Source organism: Prauserella endophytica, from assembly GCF_005146945.1.
Lineage (GTDB): Bacteria > Actinomycetota > Actinomycetes > Mycobacteriales > Pseudonocardiaceae > Prauserella_A > Prauserella_A endophytica.
Genome location: NZ_SWMS01000007.1, coordinates 84,910 through 105,223 on the forward strand (window position 1 = coordinate 84,910; position 20,314 = coordinate 105,223).

Below are 20,314 nucleotides of genomic sequence, written 5' to 3' on the forward strand. Positions count from 1 at the left end.
TCGGCACTCTTTCCTTTCTCTGCGGTGGTCTCATCCGGTGGCGGGGGCGGGTTCGGTCGCGGAGGTGGCCGGCGGGGTGCGCGGGGCGAAGAACACCGTCAGGTCCTCCGGTGGCATCGGGCGGCTGAACAGCGAGCCGATGATCATCCCGGCGAACCCGGCCAGCACCCCGGGCACGACGGGCTCCACCATCGGGCCGTCGAGCACGTACCACAGCAGGCACACGCCGAAGCCAGCGATCATCGAGCACACCGCGCCGACCTTGGTCGCCCGCCGCCAGTACAGGCCCAGCAGCACGGGTGCGGTGATCGTGCTGCCGAGCAGCGCGGCGTAGCTGAGCACCACGAACTGAACGATGTCCAGCTCCTGCAGCGTGAGCAGCACCGGCAGGGTGCCGATCACGAGCGTCGCCCACCGGTTGACGCGGGTGCGGGTGCGTTCCGTGCTGTCCGGCCGGATCAGCGACGCGTAGAGGTCGTGCGAGATCGCCGGACCCGCCACCAGCAGCACCGAGTCCACTGTGCTCAGTACCGCCATGATGATCGCCGTCAGCAGCAGCGCGCCGACGAACGGCGGAAGCACCTCGGAGGCCATGATGGTGGACGCCGCGTCCGACACCGACAGGTTCGGGTAGAGCACCCGCATCACCATGCCGGCGACGCCGATGCAGATGCCGGTCAGCAGCACGAAGAACAGCGCGACGCCGGACGCACGGCGGCACGTGCGGTCGTCGGGCATCGCGTAGAAGCGCAGCAACAGGTAGGGCGCGCAGAGCGCGGCGAACCCGAAGCCCAGCCAGAAGCCGCTGATCTCCGACCAGCCGAAGCCCCAGCCGACGAAGTCCGGCGCGATCTCCGGCAGCGACTGCGCCAGCGAAGAGAGCCCGCCGGCGTGGCTGATCAGCAACGGCAGCCCGATCACCACGCCGAGCGCCATCGCGACCTGCTGCAGGAAGTCGGTGCGGATGACCGCCGTCATGCCGCCGATCACCGTGTAGGCGACGACGAGGACCATCAGGATCACCGCGCCCCAGAAGAAGGGAATCCCGAACGCGGCCTCCAGGATCACCCCGCCCGCCTGGTACTGCGCCGACATGAACACCAGGTACGACAGCACCAGCAGCACCGAGATGACCGCGCGAGGAACCTTGCCGCCGAAGCGGTCGGCGATGAAGTCGGGGAACGTCAGCGCGTTGCGCTCGTGCGCGTAACGGCGCAGCCGGGGCGCGATGACGTAGGCGGCGATGAGGAACGCCACCCAGATGCCAGCCCAGCCCCACATGAACGAGGCACCGGTGAGGTAGTGGATTCCGACGGTGCCCACGAAGGTTCCCGCGCTCATCTGGGTCGCGGCGATGCTCGCGCCACCCGTCCACGCGCCGACCTTGCGGCCGGCCACGAAGTAGTCCTCCTCGCCGCGGTTGCTCTTGTACGACCGCCAGCCCTCGAAGACGAGCACGATGAGGAAGCCGCCGAGCAGCAGCAGGAACATGGTCTGGAAGTTCACGGCTGCTCACCGCTTTCCGGCCCTGACTCCGAGCGATCCTTCCGCCCGGCGAGCACAATGGACAGTACGGTCAGGACGAGACCGGCGAGCACGGCCGTGTCGAAGGGAAGTCCGAACGGGGTGATCATGCGCGGGGACGCTCCTTCCGGAGAGAGGTGACCAGCCAGAGGGCCACGACACCGACGATGAGCACCAGGCCGGTGTAGGACGCCACGGTGCCGAGCGAGGCCGACGAGGTCGTCCCGTACTCGGCGACCACCGTCGAGGGCAGCGACCGGGTGTCGTGCCGCAGCACCATCCGGTCGCCGTCCTGGTGCTGCTGCTCGAAGACCGGCATGCTGTCGCCGACGAGACGCTGGCCTTCGGGAAGCGTCACGGCGATCGCCACCCGCAGGCTCCGGTCGGCGGCGATGTCGGGGATGGCGAGCGGCACGCCCCGCGCCTCACCGGTGCGCCGGATCCGTTGCTCCACCGTGTACTCCGTGGTGCCCGCGGGCAGCGTCGCGTCCGCGCGGATACCGCGCACCGGACCGATGCCGGTGATGCCGGAGACCGCGCTCAGCTCGGTGACCTCGGTGCCCGCGCGCGGCGCGACCAGCAGCCGCACCGGCACCGGCGCGGTGGTCGGCTCGCTGAGCCGGTAGGTGACGCGCACCCGGTCCTCGCCGGAGTCCTCGAGGGTGATCGCGATGTCGGCGTGTGCGAGCACCGGGTCGGCGGCCTCCTGGGCCGCGGCGGTCGGTGCCGGCGCGGCCAGCATCACGGCGGCCAGCACGCCGGTGACCGTCAGCATCCCTTTCACGGCGTGACCTCCATCGGGCCGGATGCGTGGTGCAGGAGGGCGGCGTCCTCGGCGCCACTGGCGATCGCGGTGGGCACGGGGTAGGCGCGACGGCTGTGGCACAGGCCCATGCGGTGCAGGGCCTGCGCGTGGTGCAGCGCCGCGCGGACGGGGTTGACCACCGGCACGCCCAGTTCCGCGGTGAGCCGTTCGGCCGCACCGAGAAAGCCCATGCTCATGCAGCCGAGCACGAGGGTGTCGGCCGTGCCGTCGGCGAGCGCCGCCTCGCACTCGCCACGCAGCGCCGCGTACGCGGCGTCGTGATCGGTGTTGACGGCCAGCACCGACAGCTCGACCGAGCGCACCTCGTGCAGTGCCGGGAGCACCCCGGTCTCCCAGGCGATGCGGCGCAGCAGCGGCCGGACGCCCGCGGTGACGGTGACGACCGAGAACCGGTGGCCGAGCGTCACGGCCAGCGCCATGGCCGCCGCGGCGGGGCCGACCACGGGCTTGGTGGCGATCTCGCGCAGCCCGTCCAGGCCGGGGTCGCCGAAGCAGCCCAGGATCGTCGCGTCGGCCCCGGACCGTTCCGCGGCACGCAACCCCGTGCCCATGGCCGGGATCGCGAGGTACTCCTCGAAGGCGGACTCGATCGACGCCGGGCCCCGGTCCACCGCGGCGACGGTGACCTCGGTGCCGGGATCGGACCACTCGCCGAGCAGGCCGGCGCGGCGGCGCATCTCGGACTCGCCGAGCGCTGTCACGTGCATCGGCGCGGGCAGCAGGTAGGTCAGGCGCATGGGCTCTCCGTGTGGTGTGAGGGGGCTACCCGGCGAGGTGGAACGGCCGGTAGGCACGCTTGTGGTTCTCCAGCTCCAGTCCGATGTCGACAGAGCGCACGCCGGGCAGCGCGCCAAGGACCCGGGTGGTGAACGCGTAGATGTCCGAGGCGTCGGGCAGGATCACCTCGCACACCAGGTCGGCGGAGCCCGCGGTGGCCGAGACGTACCGGACCTCGGGGCGTCCCGCGAGCAGGTGCGCGATCTCGTCGAGCCTGCCGAGGTCGACCTTGAGCCACGCCAGCAGCTCCACGTGGAATCCGAGCGCGGCCGGGGTCACCAGCGTGCTGAACACCAGTGCGCGCGCGGCGACCAGCCGCTCCACCCGCCTGCGCACCCCGGTCTCGCCGAGCGTGAGGTGTTTGGCGACGTCGCGGTACGGGCGCCTGCCGTCGTCGGCCAGCGCGGCGAGCAGATGCCGGTCGTTCTCGTCGAGGGTGATGCGGGCCGGGGGGCTCGGCCGCACCGGCGGCCGCTGCACCGCGTCGCCGAGCAGCCGCCTGCTCCAGTCGTGCCGCATGGTGAACGTCTTGGTGATCAGTGCCGACGACGAGCTGTGCACACCCGGCAGCGCGCCGAGATCGTCCACGAGCGCGCTGGTCAGCTGGCGCTGCGACGGCACGATGATCTCGGTGATGACGTCCCATGTCCCGGTGCTCAGGGTGAGGAACCGGGTGTCGGGCCTGGCGGCGAGCACGTCGATGACCTGCCTCACGGAGCCCGGTGCGCAGCCCAGCTGGACGAGCACCGGCTGGCCGAGACCGCAGATCAGCGGATCGGCGACGCCGATGACCCGCACCGTCCCGTCCTCGAGCAGCCTGCCGCCGCGCCGGGACGCCGTGCTCTCCGTGGTGCCCGCGAGCCGGGCGACCTCGGACCACGAGCTGCGCCCGTCGAGCTGCAGGGCCGCGACGATGCGGCGGTCCAGGTCACTGAGTTCGTGCACGTTGGGTCCCTCGTGAATGACGCCCTGTGACGCCCGGTGTTGAGCGAATCAGGCTTGAGTCCCCGGGAATCTACGTGGGAGAGGCGAAGATGTATAGATACTTGCATGAAATAGGCCAATGCCTGGTAACAGCGCTGTTGCCGCTGTTACCTGTGGATCAACACCCGGGGCCGGGGAGGAGCGGAGGCGGCCATGATCGTGACGTTCGACCTGTTCAGCGCACTGACCGATTCGCGCCGGGGCGGTTCGGCCGTTTTCGCCCGGATCGCGACGGAACGCGGCTGGCCCTTCACCGGGGCGGAGCTCTACGACCAGTGGGATCGGCGCAACAAACGAGCCCAGCAGCGCGTCGACACCACCGCCGGCTGGACCACCTTCCGGGAGATCTCCCTGCACGCCCTCGCCGACACGTACACGGCGCTCGGCCTGACCGCGGACGCCGACGCCGACATCACCCGCGTCCAGGACGGCGTCGGCGACTGGCCGCTGTGGCCGGACGTCCCCGGCGGGTTGCCCGCCGTCGCGGAGCACGCCCGGCTCGGGATCCTCTCGAACGTCGACGACGACCTCGCCGCCGCCACGCTCGCCTACCCGCTCGTGGAACCGGGCCTGGTGCTCACCTCACAGCAGCTCGGCGCCTACAAGCCCGATCCCGCGATCTACCTGCGCGCCCGCGACCTCCTCGGTGACGACCTCGTCCACGTCGCGGCGTCGGCCCGCGACGTGCGGGGCGCGCTCGAGGCGGGAATCCCCACCGTGCGCATCGTCCGGCCCGGCCACCAGCTCGATCCGCACGGTCCGGCGCCCGCGGTGTCGATCCACGCCGTGTCGGAGCTCGTCAGCGCGCTGGCCACGATGCGACGGTGAGCCCCCGTCATTCGCCTGGGGTGGCGTGCCGGTGCCCTTCGATGGCGATGCGCGCGGCGGTGACGGACTTGCGCACCACCTGCTCTGGGGTGTAGCCGTGGCGGGCGAAGACGCCGTCGAGCCAGAACATGCCGTAACCGTGCGCCTGGGTGAACAGCTGCTCCATGAGCTCGAGGGCGTTCTCGGGGTGATCGGACACGGTGAGGCACAGCATCAGGAACTGGTCGCTCATGCGGCGGGTCTGCTCGTGCAGCTCGGTGTCCTCGCGGCCCTGCAGCCCGTCGGCGTAGACGACGTTCATGCCCGCGCGCCGTTCGATGAGGTACCCGGTGTAGGCGCCGCAGGCCGCGGCGAGCGCGTCCGCGGGGTCGGACAGGCCTTCGGCGGCGGCCCGGACCCGGTCGGCGAGCTGGCTGGCGACGGTGGCCGCGACGGCGGCGAGCAGGCTCTCGCGCTCGGGGAAGTGCCGGTATGGCGCGCCGGGGCTGACCTTGGCGCGCCGGGCGACCTCCGCGACCGAGAATGCCCCGAGGCCCTGCTCGGCGATCAGGTCCAGGGAGACGCGCACGAGCTCGGCGCGCAGGTTGCCGTGGTGGTACTTGTCGCCCATGGCCTGGATCACATCTCTCGGTCGGAATAAGTAAGAGCCCTCTTACGTCGAACCGTGAGAGGCCCCTTACATCGGGGCTCGCGATCCATCATCCCAGGAGGTCTGATGAGCACGACGACGCACGCCATCGCCGCACCGGCACCCGGTGCCCCGCTCGAGCAGACCACGATCCAGCGGCGCGACCTGCGCCCTGACGACGTACTGATCGACATCGCCTACGCGGGCATCTGCCACAGCGACATCCATCAGGCGCGCGAGGACTGGGGCACCGCCATCTTCCCCATGGTTCCCGGCCACGAGATCGCCGGCGTGGTCGCCGCGGTCGGCTCGAACGTGACCAAATACCAGGTCGGTGACCGGGTCGGCGTCGGCTGCATGGTCGACTCGTGTGGCGAGTGCGAGTACTGCCGGGCCGGAACCGAGCAGTTCTGCGTCAAGGGCAACGTCCAGACCTACAACGGCGTGGGCTTCGACGGGGAGAACACCTACGGCGGCTACAGCCGCCAGATCGTGGTGAAGGACGCCTTCGTGTGCCGCATCCCGGAGGGCATCGAGCTCGACGTCGCGGCTCCCCTGCTCTGCGCGGGCATCACGACGTACTCGCCGCTGCGCCAGTGGGGCGCGGGCCCGGGCAAGAAGGTCGCGGTCGTGGGCCTCGGCGGCCTCGGCCACATGGCCGTCAAGCTGGCCGTCGCGATGGGCGCCGAGGTGACGGTGCTGAGCCAGAGCCTCAAGAAGCAGGAGGACGGCAAGCGGCTCGGCGCCACCGACTACTACGCGACCAGCGACGAGTCGACCTTCGACGTGCTGCGCGGCCGCTTCGACCTGATCCTCAACACCGTGTCGGCGAAGCTGCCGGTCGACGCCTACCTCGGCCTGCTGCGGGTCGGCGGGGCGATGGTCAACGTCGGCGCCCCCGGCGAACCGCTGTCCTACAGCGCGTTCTCCCTGATCGTTGGCAACAAGTCCCTGGCGGGCTCCATGATCGGCGGCATCGCGGAAACCCAGGAGATGCTGGACTTCTGCGCCGAGCACGGCATCGGCGCCGAGATCGAGACGATCTCCGCCGACCAGGTCAACACCGCCTACGAGCGCGTGGCCAACAGCGACGTGCGCTACCGCTTCGTCATCGACGCGGCGACGATCGGCGCCTGACCGGCGACGTCCGAGGGCCTGGCGGCCACGCCGGCCGCCAGGCCCTCGGACGTGGTCACGACCGGGGCAACTCCGCCGTGAACGCCCGGCTCGGATTCTTGATGATCACGGACGCACCATCGGGCGACGTCTCCGCACCGGTCAACCGTGGGATGCTGCCCAGCACGAACGGGAAGGCCGAAAGCGGCAGCAATGCGAAACCGGCGACAGCCACGCCGGCCAGCCACGGCATGCCATCGGTGACCGCGGCGGCGATCAGCGATCCCGCGAAGGCGGCCAGCCCCCCGAAGAACAGCGTGGCCGCGACGGTCAGCCACAGGGCCCTGGTCCGGACGCAGCGTCGACACAGTGGCCAGCCCTTGACCTCGGCGACCCGCACCTTCCTGCCATGCTGATCGAGCCGTTCCGCCATTCCCAGCACGCCCCGGCCGCCCACCTGCAGGAAACGGTTGCCCTCGATCTTCACCTTCGACTGCAGCAGGAAATCATGCTGCCGGACAGCGGGCAGGCCGTGCCGCGCACAATGGCGCGGCAAATTGCCCTCCCGGGCAACGAAGTCGGCGGGCAAGGTGACGACACCAGCGCGCTGTGGCACTCATCTCTCCTGTTGGCATGGCTGAACCAGAATGGAACCAAAGTGTAGCCTCGTCCATCCGAGCCATCGGTTGATCGTTGCCGACGGGTGAAACGGGGAGGGACTATGGGAGGCTTCAAAGCCGAACCGAGCGTCATCTCGGCCTTCGGGGAGGAGCTGGCCGGGCTGGTCACCGACGCGAATGCGGCGAAGGACTACGCGGAAGACCACCTGAGCATCGGCGGTGCGGACGCCGGGATCTTCCAGACGATCGTCGGTGCGGTGACCGACGCGCGGAACGCGCTCACCGACAACTACGTGCGACTGGCCCAGGTCCAGCAGGCCGCCGCGGCCGAAGTGGACAGGGCGGCCCTGATGTACGCCGACACGGACAAGGCCAAGGCCGAACAGATGGACGGCACCTACCCCGAGGCCGGTGCGTGAGATGGCGGACTCACCCTCGTCCCAGCTGACGGCGCCCACCTCCTCCGACCCGGTCCCCGACCTGCTCGAGAACGTCATCGGCGTCAGTCAGTACATCAGTGTGTCCTATTGGGTCGGCGAGGCGATCGAGCTGGTGACCGGCGTGAACCCGGGCGCATGGGTGGCCGAGAAGTTCGCGGGGGATTTCGAAGCCATCCAGAAGGCCGGGATCGCCTGCGAGAACCTCGGTGCGTTCAACAGCGACTTCGCCGCCGCCATCAACAAGGGCCTGACGACCGTCGCCACCGGATGGGAGGGCAACGCGGCCGACACCGCGAACGAGTACTTCACCCGCGTGGCGAACGCGATCGCGGACCAGGAGAGCACGTTGACCGCGATGGGCCGCGAGTTCAAGCAGGCCGCTGTCGGCATGTACGAAACGGCGAACGCGGTCAAGGGCTTCCTGGAGATGCTCTTCGACTACCTCATCGCGATCGGGATCGAACTCGCGGCCGCGGCGGCGACCAGCTGGACCGTCATCGGTCCGATCCTGTCCGGAGCCGCGGCGGCGGTGACGATCAGCAAGGCGATCGGCACCTGGGGCAAGGTTCTCGACGCCCACACCGCCGCGTGGAACTCGGCGCAAGCCCTTGTCGGCGTCATGGCCGGCTATCTGAGTACCCTCAAGGACAATGAGCTGCAGGCGTTGCCCGAGAGCAACTACGACCATCCCGGAGTCTGAAGTTGAGCGGTGAGCAGAACGAGCCGACGCTCGACATCGCACGCGGCGACGTCGCATTGTCGAAGCACCTGAAGAACTCGCTCGGAATACTGAAGGACAAGGTCGACGATCCCGAGTTCAAGCGCCTCGTGGACGACATCACCTCAGGGCGCCGGAGCCTGCGCGACATGATGAACACCCCGGTGTTCGCCCGCGCCCTTGACCCGCTCGTCGAACGAGGCGCTGAGACGTACCGCGACCTGTCCGAGGAAGAGCGCGAGCAACTCGCACGCCAGGGCGAAGAGCAGTTCGAGCAGCTGCGCCAGGAGACGGAGAACCCGTCCGCGGCGCAGCGGCCCGACGAAGATGGCGACGATGGCGAGGATGAGGACTTCAGCGACCGCACCTGGATGCGTTGAGGTGACTCGCTCGCCCCACCCGGCGTGATCCACAACGGACGCTGCGCGGGCAACGCCTTTCCAACGGACAGCGGCGTGACCGCGCTCCGACGACGACCGCTCGGCGCACGTCACACACGGACGAGCATCTTGCCCGTGTTGGCGCCGTCGAACAGGCCGAGGAACGCCGTTGTCGCGTTGTGGACGCCCGACACCACGGTTTCGCGCAGTCGCACGTGGCCGTCGAGCAACCAGCGACCGACCTGTGCCTCGAACTCGGTGGTCCGGTCGGCGAAGTCGTACACCACGAAGCCGCGCAGGGTCAGCCGTTTGCCCACGGCGAGTATCAGGTTGTCCGGGCCGGGTGGTGGCCTGGTGTCGTTGTAGCCGGAGATGGCACCGCAGAGCGTGATCCTGCCGAACGGCCGGATCGCGCCGATCGCGGCTCGCAGGTGATCGCCGCCGACGTTGTCGAAGTAGACGTCGATGCCGCCCGGAGCCGCGGCGCGCAGCTGTTCGCGTACCGGGCCATCGTGGTAGTCGAACGCCGCATCGAATCCGAGCTCATCCCGCAGATAGGCCACCTTCTCCGGAGAACCCGCCGAGCCGATCACCCGGCGCGCTCCCCGCAGCCGGGCGAACTGCCCGGCCAGGCTGCCGACCGCCCCCGCCGCGCCCGAGATGAACACGGTGTCGCCGGGCCGCATTCCGGCGACGTCGAAGAGTCCGAAATAGGCGGTCTGGCCCGGCATACCCAGAATTCCCAGATACGCGGAAGCCGGAGCGACCGTGGTGTCGACTCGCGTGAAGTCGGCCGCTGGCGCGACCGCGTACTCGCGCCATCCGTGGTCGTGCAGGACCGTCTCGCCGACCGGCAGTTCCGGGGCCTCGGACCGGACAACGGTGCCGACCGCCCCGCCGCTCATCACCTCCCCGAGCGCGAACGGCTCGATGTAGGACTTGGCGTCGATCATCCTGCCGCGCATGTAGGGGTCCACCGAGAGATACTCGTTGCGCACGACGACCTCACCCTCGCGGGGCTCGGCGATGCGCACCGAGCCGACCTCGAAGTCGTCGGCGACGGGTGTCCCCACTGGCCGTCGAACCAACCGCACCTCCGCACCGTGGCCGGGTGTCATCGTCCCTCCCTCCCATGCGACTGGCGAGCGCCTGCCGCACTCAGCAGGCCCATGTCGCAGTCGGGCGGCACCGGCCCGTCGGTGAGTACCACGCCGGGGTGCTGTGCGTCCGGGACGTTCCAGCTCCGCCACAGCTCGGCGAAACAGCCCGCCGATCCGCGCGCGAACCCCTCGGTGGGCACCAGGATCGCCTGGCGCCCCGTGCCTCTCAGTGCGTGCGCCCAGTACCCGCCGGAATCGATGCCGGACCCGCCACAGAGCACTCCCGGAACGCCCAGCAGATCCAGCCTGCGCACGATCGAGGTGTGCGCGCTGGTCACCTCGGCGGCCGCGTCCGCGGGCACCTCCGGCTCCCACACCAGCACGCGGCGTGCGCCGGCACCCACGTAGGCCGAGACGAGCTCCGCGAGTACGTCGCCGCAGTCCAGCAGGTCCACGGAAGCACCATCGGGGCCGTCTTCCAGCGCCGCCGCCATGCCCGCGGGTCCCGTGATCGACGCCGCGATCACCGTGTCCGGATACAGCGCGACCAGCACCTCGACCAGTTCGACGAGTTCGGCGACCGGCGCACGGCGGGCCAGCACGACGTCGACCAGCTCGACCCCGTCGCCGGCGGCCCGCACCGCACCGGCCTCAGCCCCGGGGTCGTGATGCGTCACCACCCAGTCCGGACGCACGAGCTCGACGGCGTCGCGGAGGCGGTAGGCGCGTTGAACGGGATCGGTCCCGGCATCGGATGGCGCGCCGGCCATCCTGGCCGCGACCTCCTGAAGGACGGGTGCGAAGAGCATCGTCAGCCCTCGCCGGCGCCGGGATCGGCCCAGTCCCAGGAGCCGAGATAGCCCAGATGCTCCGGGGGCGAGTCGGCCCGCCACGCCGCGACGAACTCGTCGTAGCCACGGCCACGCGCCAGTCGCGCCCTACGCTCCTCGGCGCGTGCCGCCTCGGTCGCCTCGACGTCTGCCTCCATCCGTTCCTCGTCCCACACCAGCCGGTAGACCTGGGTCGCCACCTCGGGGCTGATGAGCCCACGACGCAGATCCAGCATCGCCGCCTCGGGGTCACGCTCCAGCGGGTCGCCGTAGCCACCACCGCCACCGACCCGCTGGATCCAGATGTCGCCCTCAACCCGCGGATCCGCCGGCTGCATGGGATTGCCCACGAGGTACTCGCCCGCGATCGGCTGACTGCTCACCATGGTCGAGGCCTCGAAGGACAGACCTTTGCCGCCGTCCAGCAGCCACTGCCGCACCGCGTCCACCCCACCGGAGGGCCTGATCCTGGTCAGCGGCGTGCAGGAGCCGCCGTACCCGCCGAACATCCCGCCCGTGACCGGAAACCGCCCGCCCATACTGGTGAGGCCGAAACCGAACATCTGACTGCCGTAGAGCATGTAGGCCCACTCGACGGAAGCCCCGCCACGGAACTTGCCGAAACCGTGGTTGTCGGCCGGAATGCGCCGCCACAAACCGAGCAGCGGCAACTCGGCCTCCCGCAACTCCATCTCGCCCCAGTCCGACACCGGTGCGAAGATCGGCCCCGCCGCGTGCTCACCATCGCGATCGTGCAGCGCTCCGCCCCCTGCCGCGTTCATCTCGGTGGAGACGTTCGCGGTGACCTGCAGGTGCTGTGTCAGGCCGCCGTACTGCAACGTGGGGACCTGCGGGTACCACGGCGCCATGGGCTTGGCGACCCCCGGCACCGCGTACATCGCCTTGGTCACCGCCTGGTGCAGCGCGGAGTTCAGCGAGAACATCGTCAACAGCGACAGGGAGCTGGGCTGTTCCGAGTCCGCCGTGACGATCGAGCCCGGTTCCAGTTCGAAGTCGAGCGCGGCGATGAATCCCGCCGTCCGCGGCAGGTCGCCGTACAGGAAGTTCATGAAGAGATTGCCCACCATCGCCCGGGTGAAGTGGGCTTGGGCGTTGAGTGCGCGATCGATCGACGGCGAGCTGCCCTTGGTGCGGACGGTGAGCCGGTCACCGCGCTTCTCCAGCTCGACCGAGAGCTTGAACAGCCGCTCCTCCATCAGCGTGCAGTCCGCGAAATGCGAGGCACGGTAGATGCCGTCCGGCCAGGCCGCGATGCGGCGCCGGACCTCCGCCTCCGTTGTCTCCAGCACGGAGCGCATCGTGGCGATGAGCAGCTCCGGCGAGCGCTCCGCCATGAAGTCGTGCAGCCGGCGCTCGACGGCACGGGAAGCGGCGAGCTTGGAGCGGATGTCGGTCAGCCACAGCATCGGATCGCGCACCTGGTTCTGGAACAGGTTCACGACGTCGCGGCGCACGATGTAGTTCTCACCGATCTTCATCGGCGGGATCCTGATGCCTTCGCCGTACTTGGTCGTCGCACGCACCGAGAACCCGCCCGGATCGATCGCGGCGCCGTTCTCGCCCTCGTGGATGATGGCGCCGATCCACGCGATGTGCTCGCCCTTCCAGAACAGCGGAATGAGCAGTGTGTGGTCGGGATTGTGGGTGCCACCGTAGTTGGCGTCGTTGTGGTAGAAGACGTCTCCTTCGGCGATGCCCACGGTCGGCTCGTCGGCCCAGTAGCGCGCGATGAACTTCGGCACCGACGAGGTGGTCGCGGAGAACATGTTCACACCGCTCGACGTGGCGACCGCGAAGTCGCCCTCCTTCGTGTAGATCCCGACGATCAGATCGCCCCATTTCGCCGCCGCGGACGCGCTGATCTGCTGCATCATCTCGATGGACGACTGCAGCACCGCCTCGACTCGGCTGAGTCCCACGGACAGGTCGGCAGGGTCGGTGATCGCGGCGAGCGCCTCGTCCTCACGTTCGGTACGCGGCCGCAACCGGTACTCCGCGTTGATCTCCGGGTCCGGCCCGTACATCACGGGCTGGTTGTTCAGCAGGTCAGCGAAGAACTGCGCGGTGCTCGACTCGGCCGTGCTCATGAGTTGTCCTCCTGCCGCATCGTGAAGAAGCCGTATCCGTCCATCTCGCCCGACCACCCCGGCTCGATCACGATGTTCGTGTCCGCCGCCTCGACGATCGCGGGGCCGGTCAACCGGTGGCCAGTGCTCAGCGCCGCGTAGTCGTAGACCTCGGTCTCCCGCGGTTGTTCCGTGGTGGTCCACCAGCACGTCCGCGTCCCCTTGCGAGCGGCACTGACGGGTTGCCCCGACGCAGCACGTTCGACCCGTTGCGGTGCGGCACGCGGGATCCAGGCACGGAGCCGGATGGCGTCGATCGAGATGCCGATCTCCTTGGTCAACGCCAGGTCGCCGAAGCGGTCGCCGTACTCCTCGAAGTACGCCTTGATGACCGCGGCGAGGTCGTCCTGGGTCTCCATCCGGCGTACCGGGCTGGCGATGGTGATGACGTAGAGCTGCCCGGTCGAGCGCATGTCGAGCTCGACGACGGTCTCGATGTCATCCGCGCCGTAGCCCTGTCCGGCGAAGTCCGACACCGCCCTCGCGTGGAACTCGTCCACGATGGCGTTGAAGCCGTCGAAATCGGTGAACAGCTGCTTGACCAGCGGGTTGAACAGCACCATCCACACGGACCGCTCATAGATGTGCAGTCGCTCGAGACCGGCGGCCCCGGACGCGGAGAACACCGAGCTGTGCGGGGGTACGACGACCTTGCTCGCATCGAGCGCCCGCGCGTAGCCGCAGGCGTGCATCGGGCCGCCGCCGCCGAAGGAGAACACCGCGAACTCCCGCGGGTCGTATCCCTTGACGGTGATCCCCTTGAAGATCTCGGCGCCCATCGCCTCGTCGACGACCTTGCGAATCCGGCGGGCCGCCTCGATCACCGACACGCCGAGGGGTTTGGCGATCCGGCGTTCGATCGCCCGCTCCGCGCGCCTGCGGTCCAGCGGCAGCTTGCCACCGTGGTAGTTGTCCGGATCGAGGTAGCCCAGCACCAGGTTCGCATCGGTGACGGTCGGCTCGGTGCCTCCCTGCCCGTAGCAGGCCGGGCCCGGGTTGGAGCCTGCCGACTCCGGCCCGACGGCGATGCCGATGATCGGATCGACCCTGGCGATCGAACCACCACCCGCGCCGATCGCGGCGATGTCCATCATCGGGATCTGCACGTGCCAGCGGTCGATGACGGGGTTGAACTCGTAGAAGCGGACGGAACCGCTCACCACGATGCCGACGTCGAACGAGGTTCCGCCCATGTCGGTGGTGACGACCTTGTCGAAGCCGTGGCTCTGTGCCAGATGCCGCGACCCGTACAGGCCCGACACCGGGCCGGCGTGCACTGTCTGGATCGGCGTCGTGGCCGCCAGGCTGCCCATCCCGCCACTGTTGTGGACCAGCAGCAGCTCGCCCCCGTAACCACGCCCGCGCAGCTCGTCCCGCAGTGAGGAGAGCCGGTCCGACGTGAAGCGGTGCAGATAGGCGTTGATCGTGGCCGTCATCGACCGGGCGTACTCACCCGCACGCTGGGAAACCTCGTGCGACAGGATCGTCGGGAACCGGCCGAGGTAGATGTCGGGATACTCCTCCTCGATGACCGTGCGCACCAGTTTCTCGTGCTCGGGATTGACGTGCGCATTGAGCAGGCACACCACGAACCCACGGACTCCCTGGTCGACCAGGTCCATGACGCGGTCGCGCACCTCTTCCCGGTCGAGCGGCATGACCACCCTCCCGGTCGAGTCGACGCGCTCGGTCAGCGCGGCGATCTGCTCCCGCTCGATCAACGGCTCGGGCCGCCGTGCGCGGGACAGGTCTCGGGTCGCGGTGGCGGGCAGCCCGTCGGCCCACTGCCTGCAGCGTCCAATGGGGACAGTGTCCTCGTGGCCCCGCGTGGTCAGCAGGCCCAGTCGCGGGCCGGCCCGCTCGATGAGCGCGTTGGTTCCCAGTGTGGTCGCATACCGGATCGCCGTGGTCCGGCCGAGCAGGCCGTCGACGTCCAGGCCCGCGTCCGCCGCGATGTCCTCGACCGCACGCAGGAAACCGATCGAGAGATCATGGTGCGTGGTGAGCGCTTTCGCCGTGCGGATCCGGCCGTCCTCGGCAGTGGCGAGACAGTCGGTGAACGTCCCTCCGATGTCGACGTTGATCTCCATCAGCGTGCCTGCCCTTCCCGGATCTCCGAAGCCCTGGCCAGCAAGGCGTCCACGTCGATCTGAATGTCGTGCGCCAGCGGGTGTCCCGGTGGCAGGTACTCGGTCTCCAGCTGGACACCGCAGCCAGGGCAGTAGTACTCGACGATCCGGCACCAGGACGGGTCGGGCGCGAAGCTGTGCTCGCCTTCGAACCGTGCCGGGTGGATTTCCCGGGGATCCCGGTCGTGGAGCAGGAGCCCGCGCTTGTAGTTCTCCGACGCCGGCCCTATGGCGTGTCCGCAGCGTTCACAGTGCCAGGTCGTGCTCTCGGGGTCGATCTCCAGGTACTCCGTGACCCGAATGCGTTGACTGCTCATCAGATACTCCTTGTCGGGGCGGTCAGCCGCAGGACACCGTGTTCGTCGAGCACGCCGGTCCAGCCGGGAGGTACGGCGCACGTGGTCGCTGAAAGGTCGATGAGTGCGGGACCCGCCACCGGCTCGCCGGGGAGCAACGCCGTGCGATCCAGCACCACCGTCTCCGTCTCGCCGTGGCCGGGCCAGCGAACGGCACTCGTCGTCCTCGAGGCCCCGCCGGACGTTCCGGAATCGGTGACCGGCTGGGTCAGGCCCACATGCGGCAGGGCATGGCTCGCCTCGACCGACACCCAGTCAGCGCCGTCGCGCTGGAAGCGGGACACGTCCAGCGTGACGTCCTGGCTCGGAATTCCCTCGCCGCGCATGTCGCGCAGCGCGCGGGCGGTCAATGTATCCTCGCTCTCCTCGCCCACCACCGACTCGTGACGATGCCGGATGTCCACGGTGGATGCGCCGTAGGCGGAGAAAACCGGCGCGAACGGCAGAATGAGCAGTTCACCGATTCCCGCGGCTTCCGCTATCCCCGCCCCGTGAGTGGCGCCGTTGCCGCCGAACGCGAGTGCGGTCACCGAGGCCGGGTCGATGCCACGCTCGGTCAGCTCGGCCGCGAGCCGGCCGCCCGCGTCCTGATGCGCCGTCACGAGCACACGCTCGGCGGTCTCGGCGGGACTCAGGCCGAGCGTTTGTGCCAGCGGCTCGAACGCACGCGTCGCGGCGTCCGCGCTGATGCGCATGCTGCCGTCCAGGAAGGCCTCCGGACGGAGCACACCGAGCACCACGTCGGCGTCGGTGACGGTGGGCTCCGCGCCGCCGAAGCCGAAACACGCGGGCCCCGGCTTCGCACCGGCGCTGTGCGGGCCGACCCGGAGCTCCGAGCCGTCCAGCCAGGCAACCGACCCGCCACCGACACCCAGGGGAACCAGATCCGGAAGCGGGAAGGAGATCTCCACATCCTCGATCCGGCCGTGCCGGCGCATGGGCACCTCGCCCGCGCGCAGGATTCCGACGTCGAGGCTGGTGCCGCCCATGTCCAGCGTGACGAGGTCGTGGAAGCCGTAATGTTGCGCCACGGTCCGAGCTCCGAGCAGCCCGGCCATCGGCCCCGAGTTGTACGTCTTGCCGGCGATGGTCCTGGCGACCCGTGCGGCGCCACCATCGTTGTGCACGATCCGCAGTGGCCGTTGATAGCCGTGCTGGCGCAGGTAGTCCTCGGCGCGATAGAGGTAGTCGGCGACATCGGGGTGCACGTAGGCGTTGAACAACGCGGTCGACCTGCGACGCACCGGATCCGGGTCGGCCGCGACCTCACCGGCCCGCAGTAGCGGCACGGAGTCCAGGCAGTGCCGCGGATAGTGCTCGGCGAAGGTGTCGGCGAGGGCCTTCTCGTCCTCGGCACCGCCGTTCGAACAGGCGACGACCAGCCCACGGGCACCCTGCTGCAGGAGAGCACGCACAGCGGGCAATGCCCGAGCACCTCCGGCTCCGTTGTCCGCGTCCGGTATCTCGGCCACCATGCCCGGCTCCACGAACAGCCCGACTCCGGCATCCTGTTCCGCGGGACGCAGCCGTGGGTCGGTGAGCAGACCGATCCGAGGGCCCCGTCGCTGGACCACCGTGTTCGTGCCGACCGTGGTGGCGTAGCGCACCGAGACGGTGTCGCGCAACATGTCCGGCACAGTCACCCCCAGTGCGGCGGCCGCGCCCTCGATGACCTCGCGAAAGCAGACGGCAAGGTCGTGAGGGGTCGTCAGGACCTTGGTCGTGTGCGCGATTCCGTCCCGCACGACGAACCCATCGGTGAACGTTCCCCCCGTGTCGATATCGATCGTGATGACCGCCATGTCGCTCCTCTCCAGCCACTCCACGCGAGATCAGCCCGCGTCGTGCGCGGCAGGGACAACCTTGGCCACCGTCGCGCACCCGCTCAATGGGCTGTGCTGACACCATCCGGTGGCGTCGACGGACAACCCGGCGCCGTGCGCGCGAGGGGAAATCTCGTGCGCGCGAGGGCAAGTCCCCGCTGGGCCGATCGGACTAGCCTCTTGCCATGGTCAGGTCAATGACGATCGATCACCGGGCCGAGGCGGAGTGGCGGCCGCTGGACTGGATGGCGCGCTGGCTGGACGCGGAACTCGATTCCCTGCTCGACTCGCTGGTGGACTACGAGCTCACCGAGATTCCCGAACTCGCTGTCGCTCGCGTCGATCCACGCGGCGAGATCAGGCACTCGGTACGCGTGCATCTGATCGCGCTGGCCGAGAGCATCCGTCACTCGCCGTGCGACGGGCAGCTCACGCTGCCGTCCTTCATCAGCAGGAACACCCGTGCGCTCGCACGGAAGGACATGCCGTCGCTTCCGGCGTTGTTGCGTGCCTTCGAGAAGATGCACGCGGGCCTGTGGCGGCGGATTGCCGCCGCGTTGCGGGACGGGCGCTACCGGCTCGAGCCCGAACAGCGGGCCGAGGTCCTCGAACTCGCCTCGGCCAGGTTGTTCGCCTACTTCCAGACCGCGAGCAAGGAAACGGCCGCCTCCTACGCCGCCGAGCACGCACTGCTGCACCGGCGGTCGATGTCGCGCCGCTCGGAGGTGACCACGGCGCTGCTCGGCGGATCCGTGAGCCCTGCCGAAGCCGAACAAGCCCTGGGCTACCAGCTCAACGCGACCCACATCGGGTACGTGGCGTGGGTGGACGAGCCGTCCGGCCTCGACCGGCTGGACGGAGTCATCACGATGCTGACCGAGCGCCTGCGGCCACGCCAGCACCTCAGCGTGCCGGCCGATGACCTCGGCCTGTTCGGCTGGGTCACGTGCCACAACGGCACGTGGCGGGAGATCCTGCGCGAGCTGGTGCTACCGGCGGGAATCCACTGCGCATGGGGATCCCCGCAACAGGGCGTGGAGGGCTTCCGGGCCAGCCACCTCGATGCGCTCGAGGCTCGCCGGGTCGGACAGGCCACCGGGCTCACGGACGGGAGCGAGGCGGTCGTCTTCGACGATGTGGCCGTCGCCTCGCTCGCATCTCGGGACCTGGGTTCCGCGAGCGCCTTCGTCCACAGGCAGCTGGGCAGGCTGGCCGGCACGGACGAACTCGCCGTGCGCCTGCTGAGGACGCTGCGCGTGTACCTCGACGAACTGGCCAGTCCCACCAGAACCGCGCGCCGTCTGCACGTGCACCCCAACACCGTGGTGAAGCGGGTGGAGCGGATAGAGGCCATGCTCGGTCGGCGGGTTGATCCGGCCAGCCTGTCCCTGCGCGTGGCGGTGGAGCTGGCTCCACTGGCCAGCTCCACCCGATCCGCATGACCGTCGCCGAACGGCGGTCACGTACAGTCCACGACGCCACCGTCCAGCGGGATGACCGCACCGGTCAGGTAGGCGCCGGCGCGTGAGGACAGGAACTGGACCATGCCGGCGATGTCCGACGCGACCCCCGTCCGTCCCATCGGAATGGACTGCTCTAGCGCTCGCTTCGCCTGCGGGTCCTCGAACACGAACGCGCTCATCCGGCTCTCGAAGTAACCGGGCGCGATGGCATTGACGGTCACGTTGTCATTCGTGAGCCGTCCGGCGAGGTGACGCGTGAGCATGTGCACAGCGGCCTTGGTGGCGCTGTACGGGTAGTTCTCCAGCGAGGTCACGCGAAGCCCGGCGATCGACCCGATGTTGATCACCCGGGCAGGGTCCTCGGCACTGCCCGCGGCACGCAACGCACCCAGCAGTGCCACCGTGAGCCGGAACACGCCGGTCAGGTTGAGGTTCACCAGTTTCTCCCAGGCGGCGTCGGGAAACCGCTCCAGCGGTGCACCCCACGTGGCACCGGCGTTGTTCACCAGGATGTCGAGCCTGCCGCCGAACACATCGGCCACCGCATGTTCGAGTTCCGCCACGCCATCCGGTGTCGACACGTCGGCAGGCACGCCCGTGCACCACCCGAACCGGCCGAGCCCCGCCGCCGTGGCGCGACACGCCTCCGGCTTGCGGGACGAGACCACCACCCGTGCGCCTGCGCGCACCAGTCCCTCGGCGATCATCAACCCGATACCGCTGGTACCGCCGGTCACCACCGCGGTCTTCCCCCCGACGCCGAACATCCCGGAGGTGTAGGCCGCGACGCCCTCGGGTCGCGAACTCGGAGGACTCGCCGTCATAGGGTCACCGAGTAGCCGCCGTTGACCGGCACGGTCTGACCGGTGATCCAGGACGCCGCCGCCGAGGCGAGGAACACCACCATCCCCGAGGCGTCCGAGGGCTCGCCGATCCGGCGCACCATGTACTGCGACAGCATTCGCTTGTTCCGCTCGGGATCGGCGAGGAACCGCTCGGTCGCGGGCGTGCGCGTCGCGCCGAGCGCGACGCAGTTGGCGGTGATCTCGTACCTGCCACCGAGGCGCGCCAGCGCCCTGGTGAGGCCCGCGGCACCAGCCTTGGCCCCGGAGTATGCCTCGAGACCACCGATCTCACCGACGCGGCCCGCATCGGAGATGACGGTGACGATCCGCCCCCCGCTGCCGCCGTCCACCATCTGAGCGAGGGCGTGCCGGGAGCAGTTGAGCACACCGTGCAGGTTGACGCCGATGGATGGTGCCCACTGCGCGGGGCCCTGCTCCCAGAACGGCACCGAGGGCGGCGGCGCGTCCCCACCCTGGTTGCCCGCGTTGTTGACCAGGACTCCGACCGGTCCGTAGGAGTCACGGGCCGCCGCGAACATCGCGCCGACCGCATCGAAGTCGACCACATCGCACTGCGCGCCCATCGCCTTCGTGCCCGTTCGCCTGATCTCCTCGGCCACGCGCTCCGCGCGCTCGGCGTCGAGATCGTTCACCACCACCGCGCTCGCACCGTGCGCGGCCAGATCCAGCGCGATCTGGCGGCCCACACCCTGCCCGGCTCCCGTCACCACGGCGACCCGGCCCTGTACGTCGAGTATCCGTCGAGTCTCAGTCACGCCG

21 protein-coding genes are annotated in these 20,314 nt (G+C 69.5%); 6 read left to right on the top strand and 15 right to left on the bottom strand.

From position 1 onward, the window contains the following. Positions 1-30: 30 nt before the first annotated feature. Genes FCN18_RS14840 through FCN18_RS14855 form a run of 5 tightly spaced genes read right to left on the bottom strand, consistent with a single transcriptional unit; the run spans position 31 to position 4,072 of the window. Entirely contained in the window at positions 31-1,506 is a 1,476-nt protein-coding gene (locus FCN18_RS14840; protein WP_112267433.1) for a sodium:solute symporter family protein, read from the bottom strand. Then, the gene (locus tag FCN18_RS40540; RefSeq protein ID WP_255565761.1) at positions 1,503-1,634 is read right to left on the bottom strand and encodes a hypothetical protein; all 132 of its coding nucleotides are present in this window, start codon (positions 1,632-1,634) and stop codon (positions 1,503-1,505) included. The genes FCN18_RS14840 and FCN18_RS40540 overlap by 4 nt, the downstream gene beginning before the upstream one ends. Continuing rightward, positions 1,631-2,308 (bottom strand): hypothetical protein, encoded by a 678-nt coding sequence (locus tag FCN18_RS14845; protein ID WP_137095376.1) that lies wholly within the window; start codon positions 2,306-2,308, stop codon positions 1,631-1,633. Before FCN18_RS14845 ends, FCN18_RS40540 begins: the two co-directional genes overlap by 4 nt. After that, positions 2,305-3,087: an aspartate/glutamate racemase family protein gene (locus tag FCN18_RS14850; RefSeq protein ID WP_112267437.1), complete on the bottom strand. Its 783-nt coding sequence runs from the start codon at positions 3,085-3,087 to the stop codon at positions 2,305-2,307. Before FCN18_RS14850 ends, FCN18_RS14845 begins: the two co-directional genes overlap by 4 nt. A gap of 25 nt (positions 3,088-3,112) precedes the next feature. Continuing rightward, positions 3,113-4,072, bottom strand: coding sequence for an Lrp/AsnC family transcriptional regulator (locus tag FCN18_RS14855; RefSeq protein WP_113643877.1), 960 nt, complete (start codon positions 4,070-4,072; stop codon positions 3,113-3,115). A gap of 192 nt (positions 4,073-4,264) precedes the next feature. Here FCN18_RS14855 and FCN18_RS14860 point away from each other — a divergent pair, with 192 nt between their 5' ends. Next, the gene (locus FCN18_RS14860; RefSeq protein WP_137095377.1) at positions 4,265-4,939 is read left to right on the top strand and encodes an HAD-IA family hydrolase; all 675 of its coding nucleotides are present in this window, start codon (positions 4,265-4,267) and stop codon (positions 4,937-4,939) included. A gap of 7 nt (positions 4,940-4,946) precedes the next feature. On the opposite strand, the gene FCN18_RS14865 is transcribed toward FCN18_RS14860, so the two are convergent. Next, positions 4,947-5,549: a TetR/AcrR family transcriptional regulator gene (locus tag FCN18_RS14865; protein WP_228713960.1), complete on the bottom strand. Its 603-nt coding sequence runs from the start codon at positions 5,547-5,549 to the stop codon at positions 4,947-4,949. Between the two features lie 105 nt (positions 5,550-5,654). Here FCN18_RS14865 and FCN18_RS14870 point away from each other — a divergent pair, with 105 nt between their 5' ends. Beyond that, positions 5,655-6,704, top strand: coding sequence for an NAD(P)-dependent alcohol dehydrogenase (locus tag FCN18_RS14870; RefSeq protein WP_113643875.1), 1,050 nt, complete (start codon positions 5,655-5,657; stop codon positions 6,702-6,704). 55 nt (positions 6,705-6,759) lie between these two features. Here the strand turns inward: FCN18_RS14870 and FCN18_RS14875 are convergent, their stop codons facing one another. Next, on the bottom strand, positions 6,760-7,299 hold the full coding sequence (locus FCN18_RS14875) for a hypothetical protein (RefSeq protein WP_112267447.1): 540 nt from the start codon (positions 7,297-7,299) through the stop codon (positions 6,760-6,762). A gap of 105 nt (positions 7,300-7,404) precedes the next feature. Between FCN18_RS14875 and FCN18_RS14880 the strand changes: the two genes are divergently transcribed. Genes FCN18_RS14880 through FCN18_RS14890 form a run of 3 tightly spaced genes read left to right on the top strand, consistent with a single transcriptional unit; the run spans position 7,405 to position 8,841 of the window. Next, on the top strand, positions 7,405-7,722 hold the full coding sequence (locus FCN18_RS14880) for a type VII secretion target (protein ID WP_112267449.1): 318 nt from the start codon (positions 7,405-7,407) through the stop codon (positions 7,720-7,722). 1 nt (position 7,723) lies between these two features. Beyond that, the gene (locus FCN18_RS14885; RefSeq protein WP_137095378.1) at positions 7,724-8,443 is read left to right on the top strand and encodes a hypothetical protein; all 720 of its coding nucleotides are present in this window, start codon (positions 7,724-7,726) and stop codon (positions 8,441-8,443) included. 2 nt (positions 8,444-8,445) lie between these two features. Then, positions 8,446-8,841 (top strand): hypothetical protein, encoded by a 396-nt coding sequence (locus tag FCN18_RS14890; protein WP_112267452.1) that lies wholly within the window; start codon positions 8,446-8,448, stop codon positions 8,839-8,841. A gap of 110 nt (positions 8,842-8,951) precedes the next feature. On the opposite strand, the gene FCN18_RS14895 is transcribed toward FCN18_RS14890, so the two are convergent. The 6 genes from FCN18_RS14895 to FCN18_RS14920 are packed head-to-tail and all read right to left on the bottom strand — an operon-like array spanning position 8,952 to position 17,205. Further along, positions 8,952-9,959, bottom strand: coding sequence for an NADP-dependent oxidoreductase (locus FCN18_RS14895; RefSeq protein ID WP_113643873.1), 1,008 nt, complete (start codon positions 9,957-9,959; stop codon positions 8,952-8,954). After that, positions 9,956-10,750, bottom strand: a complete 795-nt coding sequence (locus FCN18_RS14900) for a patatin-like phospholipase domain-containing protein (RefSeq protein WP_137095379.1) — start codon at positions 10,748-10,750, stop codon at positions 9,956-9,958. Before FCN18_RS14900 ends, FCN18_RS14895 begins: the two co-directional genes overlap by 4 nt. 2 nt (positions 10,751-10,752) lie before the next feature. Continuing rightward, entirely contained in the window at positions 10,753-12,879 is a 2,127-nt protein-coding gene (locus tag FCN18_RS14905; protein WP_137095380.1) for a hydantoinase B/oxoprolinase family protein, read from the bottom strand. Next, positions 12,876-15,008, bottom strand: a complete 2,133-nt coding sequence (locus FCN18_RS14910) for a hydantoinase/oxoprolinase family protein (RefSeq protein WP_206077897.1) — start codon at positions 15,006-15,008, stop codon at positions 12,876-12,878. The genes FCN18_RS14905 and FCN18_RS14910 overlap by 4 nt, the downstream gene beginning before the upstream one ends. Beyond that, entirely contained in the window at positions 15,008-15,364 is a 357-nt protein-coding gene (locus tag FCN18_RS14915; protein WP_112267460.1) for an acetone carboxylase subunit gamma, read from the bottom strand. Before FCN18_RS14915 ends, FCN18_RS14910 begins: the two co-directional genes overlap by 1 nt. Next, a complete protein-coding gene (locus FCN18_RS14920; RefSeq protein ID WP_137095381.1) occupies positions 15,364-17,205 on the bottom strand; it encodes a hydantoinase/oxoprolinase family protein in 1,842 nt (613 codons plus the stop codon). Before FCN18_RS14920 ends, FCN18_RS14915 begins: the two co-directional genes overlap by 1 nt. A gap of 218 nt (positions 17,206-17,423) precedes the next feature. On the opposite strand from FCN18_RS14920, the gene FCN18_RS14925 reads away from it, so the two are divergent. Then, positions 17,424-18,668 carry a PucR family transcriptional regulator gene (locus tag FCN18_RS14925; RefSeq protein WP_137095382.1) on the top strand — a complete coding sequence of 415 codons (1,245 nt, stop codon included), beginning with the start codon at positions 17,424-17,426 and terminating at the stop codon, positions 18,666-18,668. Between the two features lie 17 nt (positions 18,669-18,685). On the opposite strand, the gene FCN18_RS14930 is transcribed toward FCN18_RS14925, so the two are convergent. Together FCN18_RS14930 and FCN18_RS14935 are read right to left on the bottom strand one after the other, a co-directional pair. Beyond that, on the bottom strand, positions 18,686-19,513 hold the full coding sequence (locus FCN18_RS14930) for an SDR family oxidoreductase (protein WP_113643869.1): 828 nt from the start codon (positions 19,511-19,513) through the stop codon (positions 18,686-18,688). Next, positions 19,510-20,310 (bottom strand): SDR family NAD(P)-dependent oxidoreductase, encoded by an 801-nt coding sequence (locus FCN18_RS14935; RefSeq protein WP_112267468.1) that lies wholly within the window; start codon positions 20,308-20,310, stop codon positions 19,510-19,512. The genes FCN18_RS14930 and FCN18_RS14935 overlap by 4 nt, the downstream gene beginning before the upstream one ends. Between the last annotated feature and the right edge of the window lie 4 nt (positions 20,311-20,314).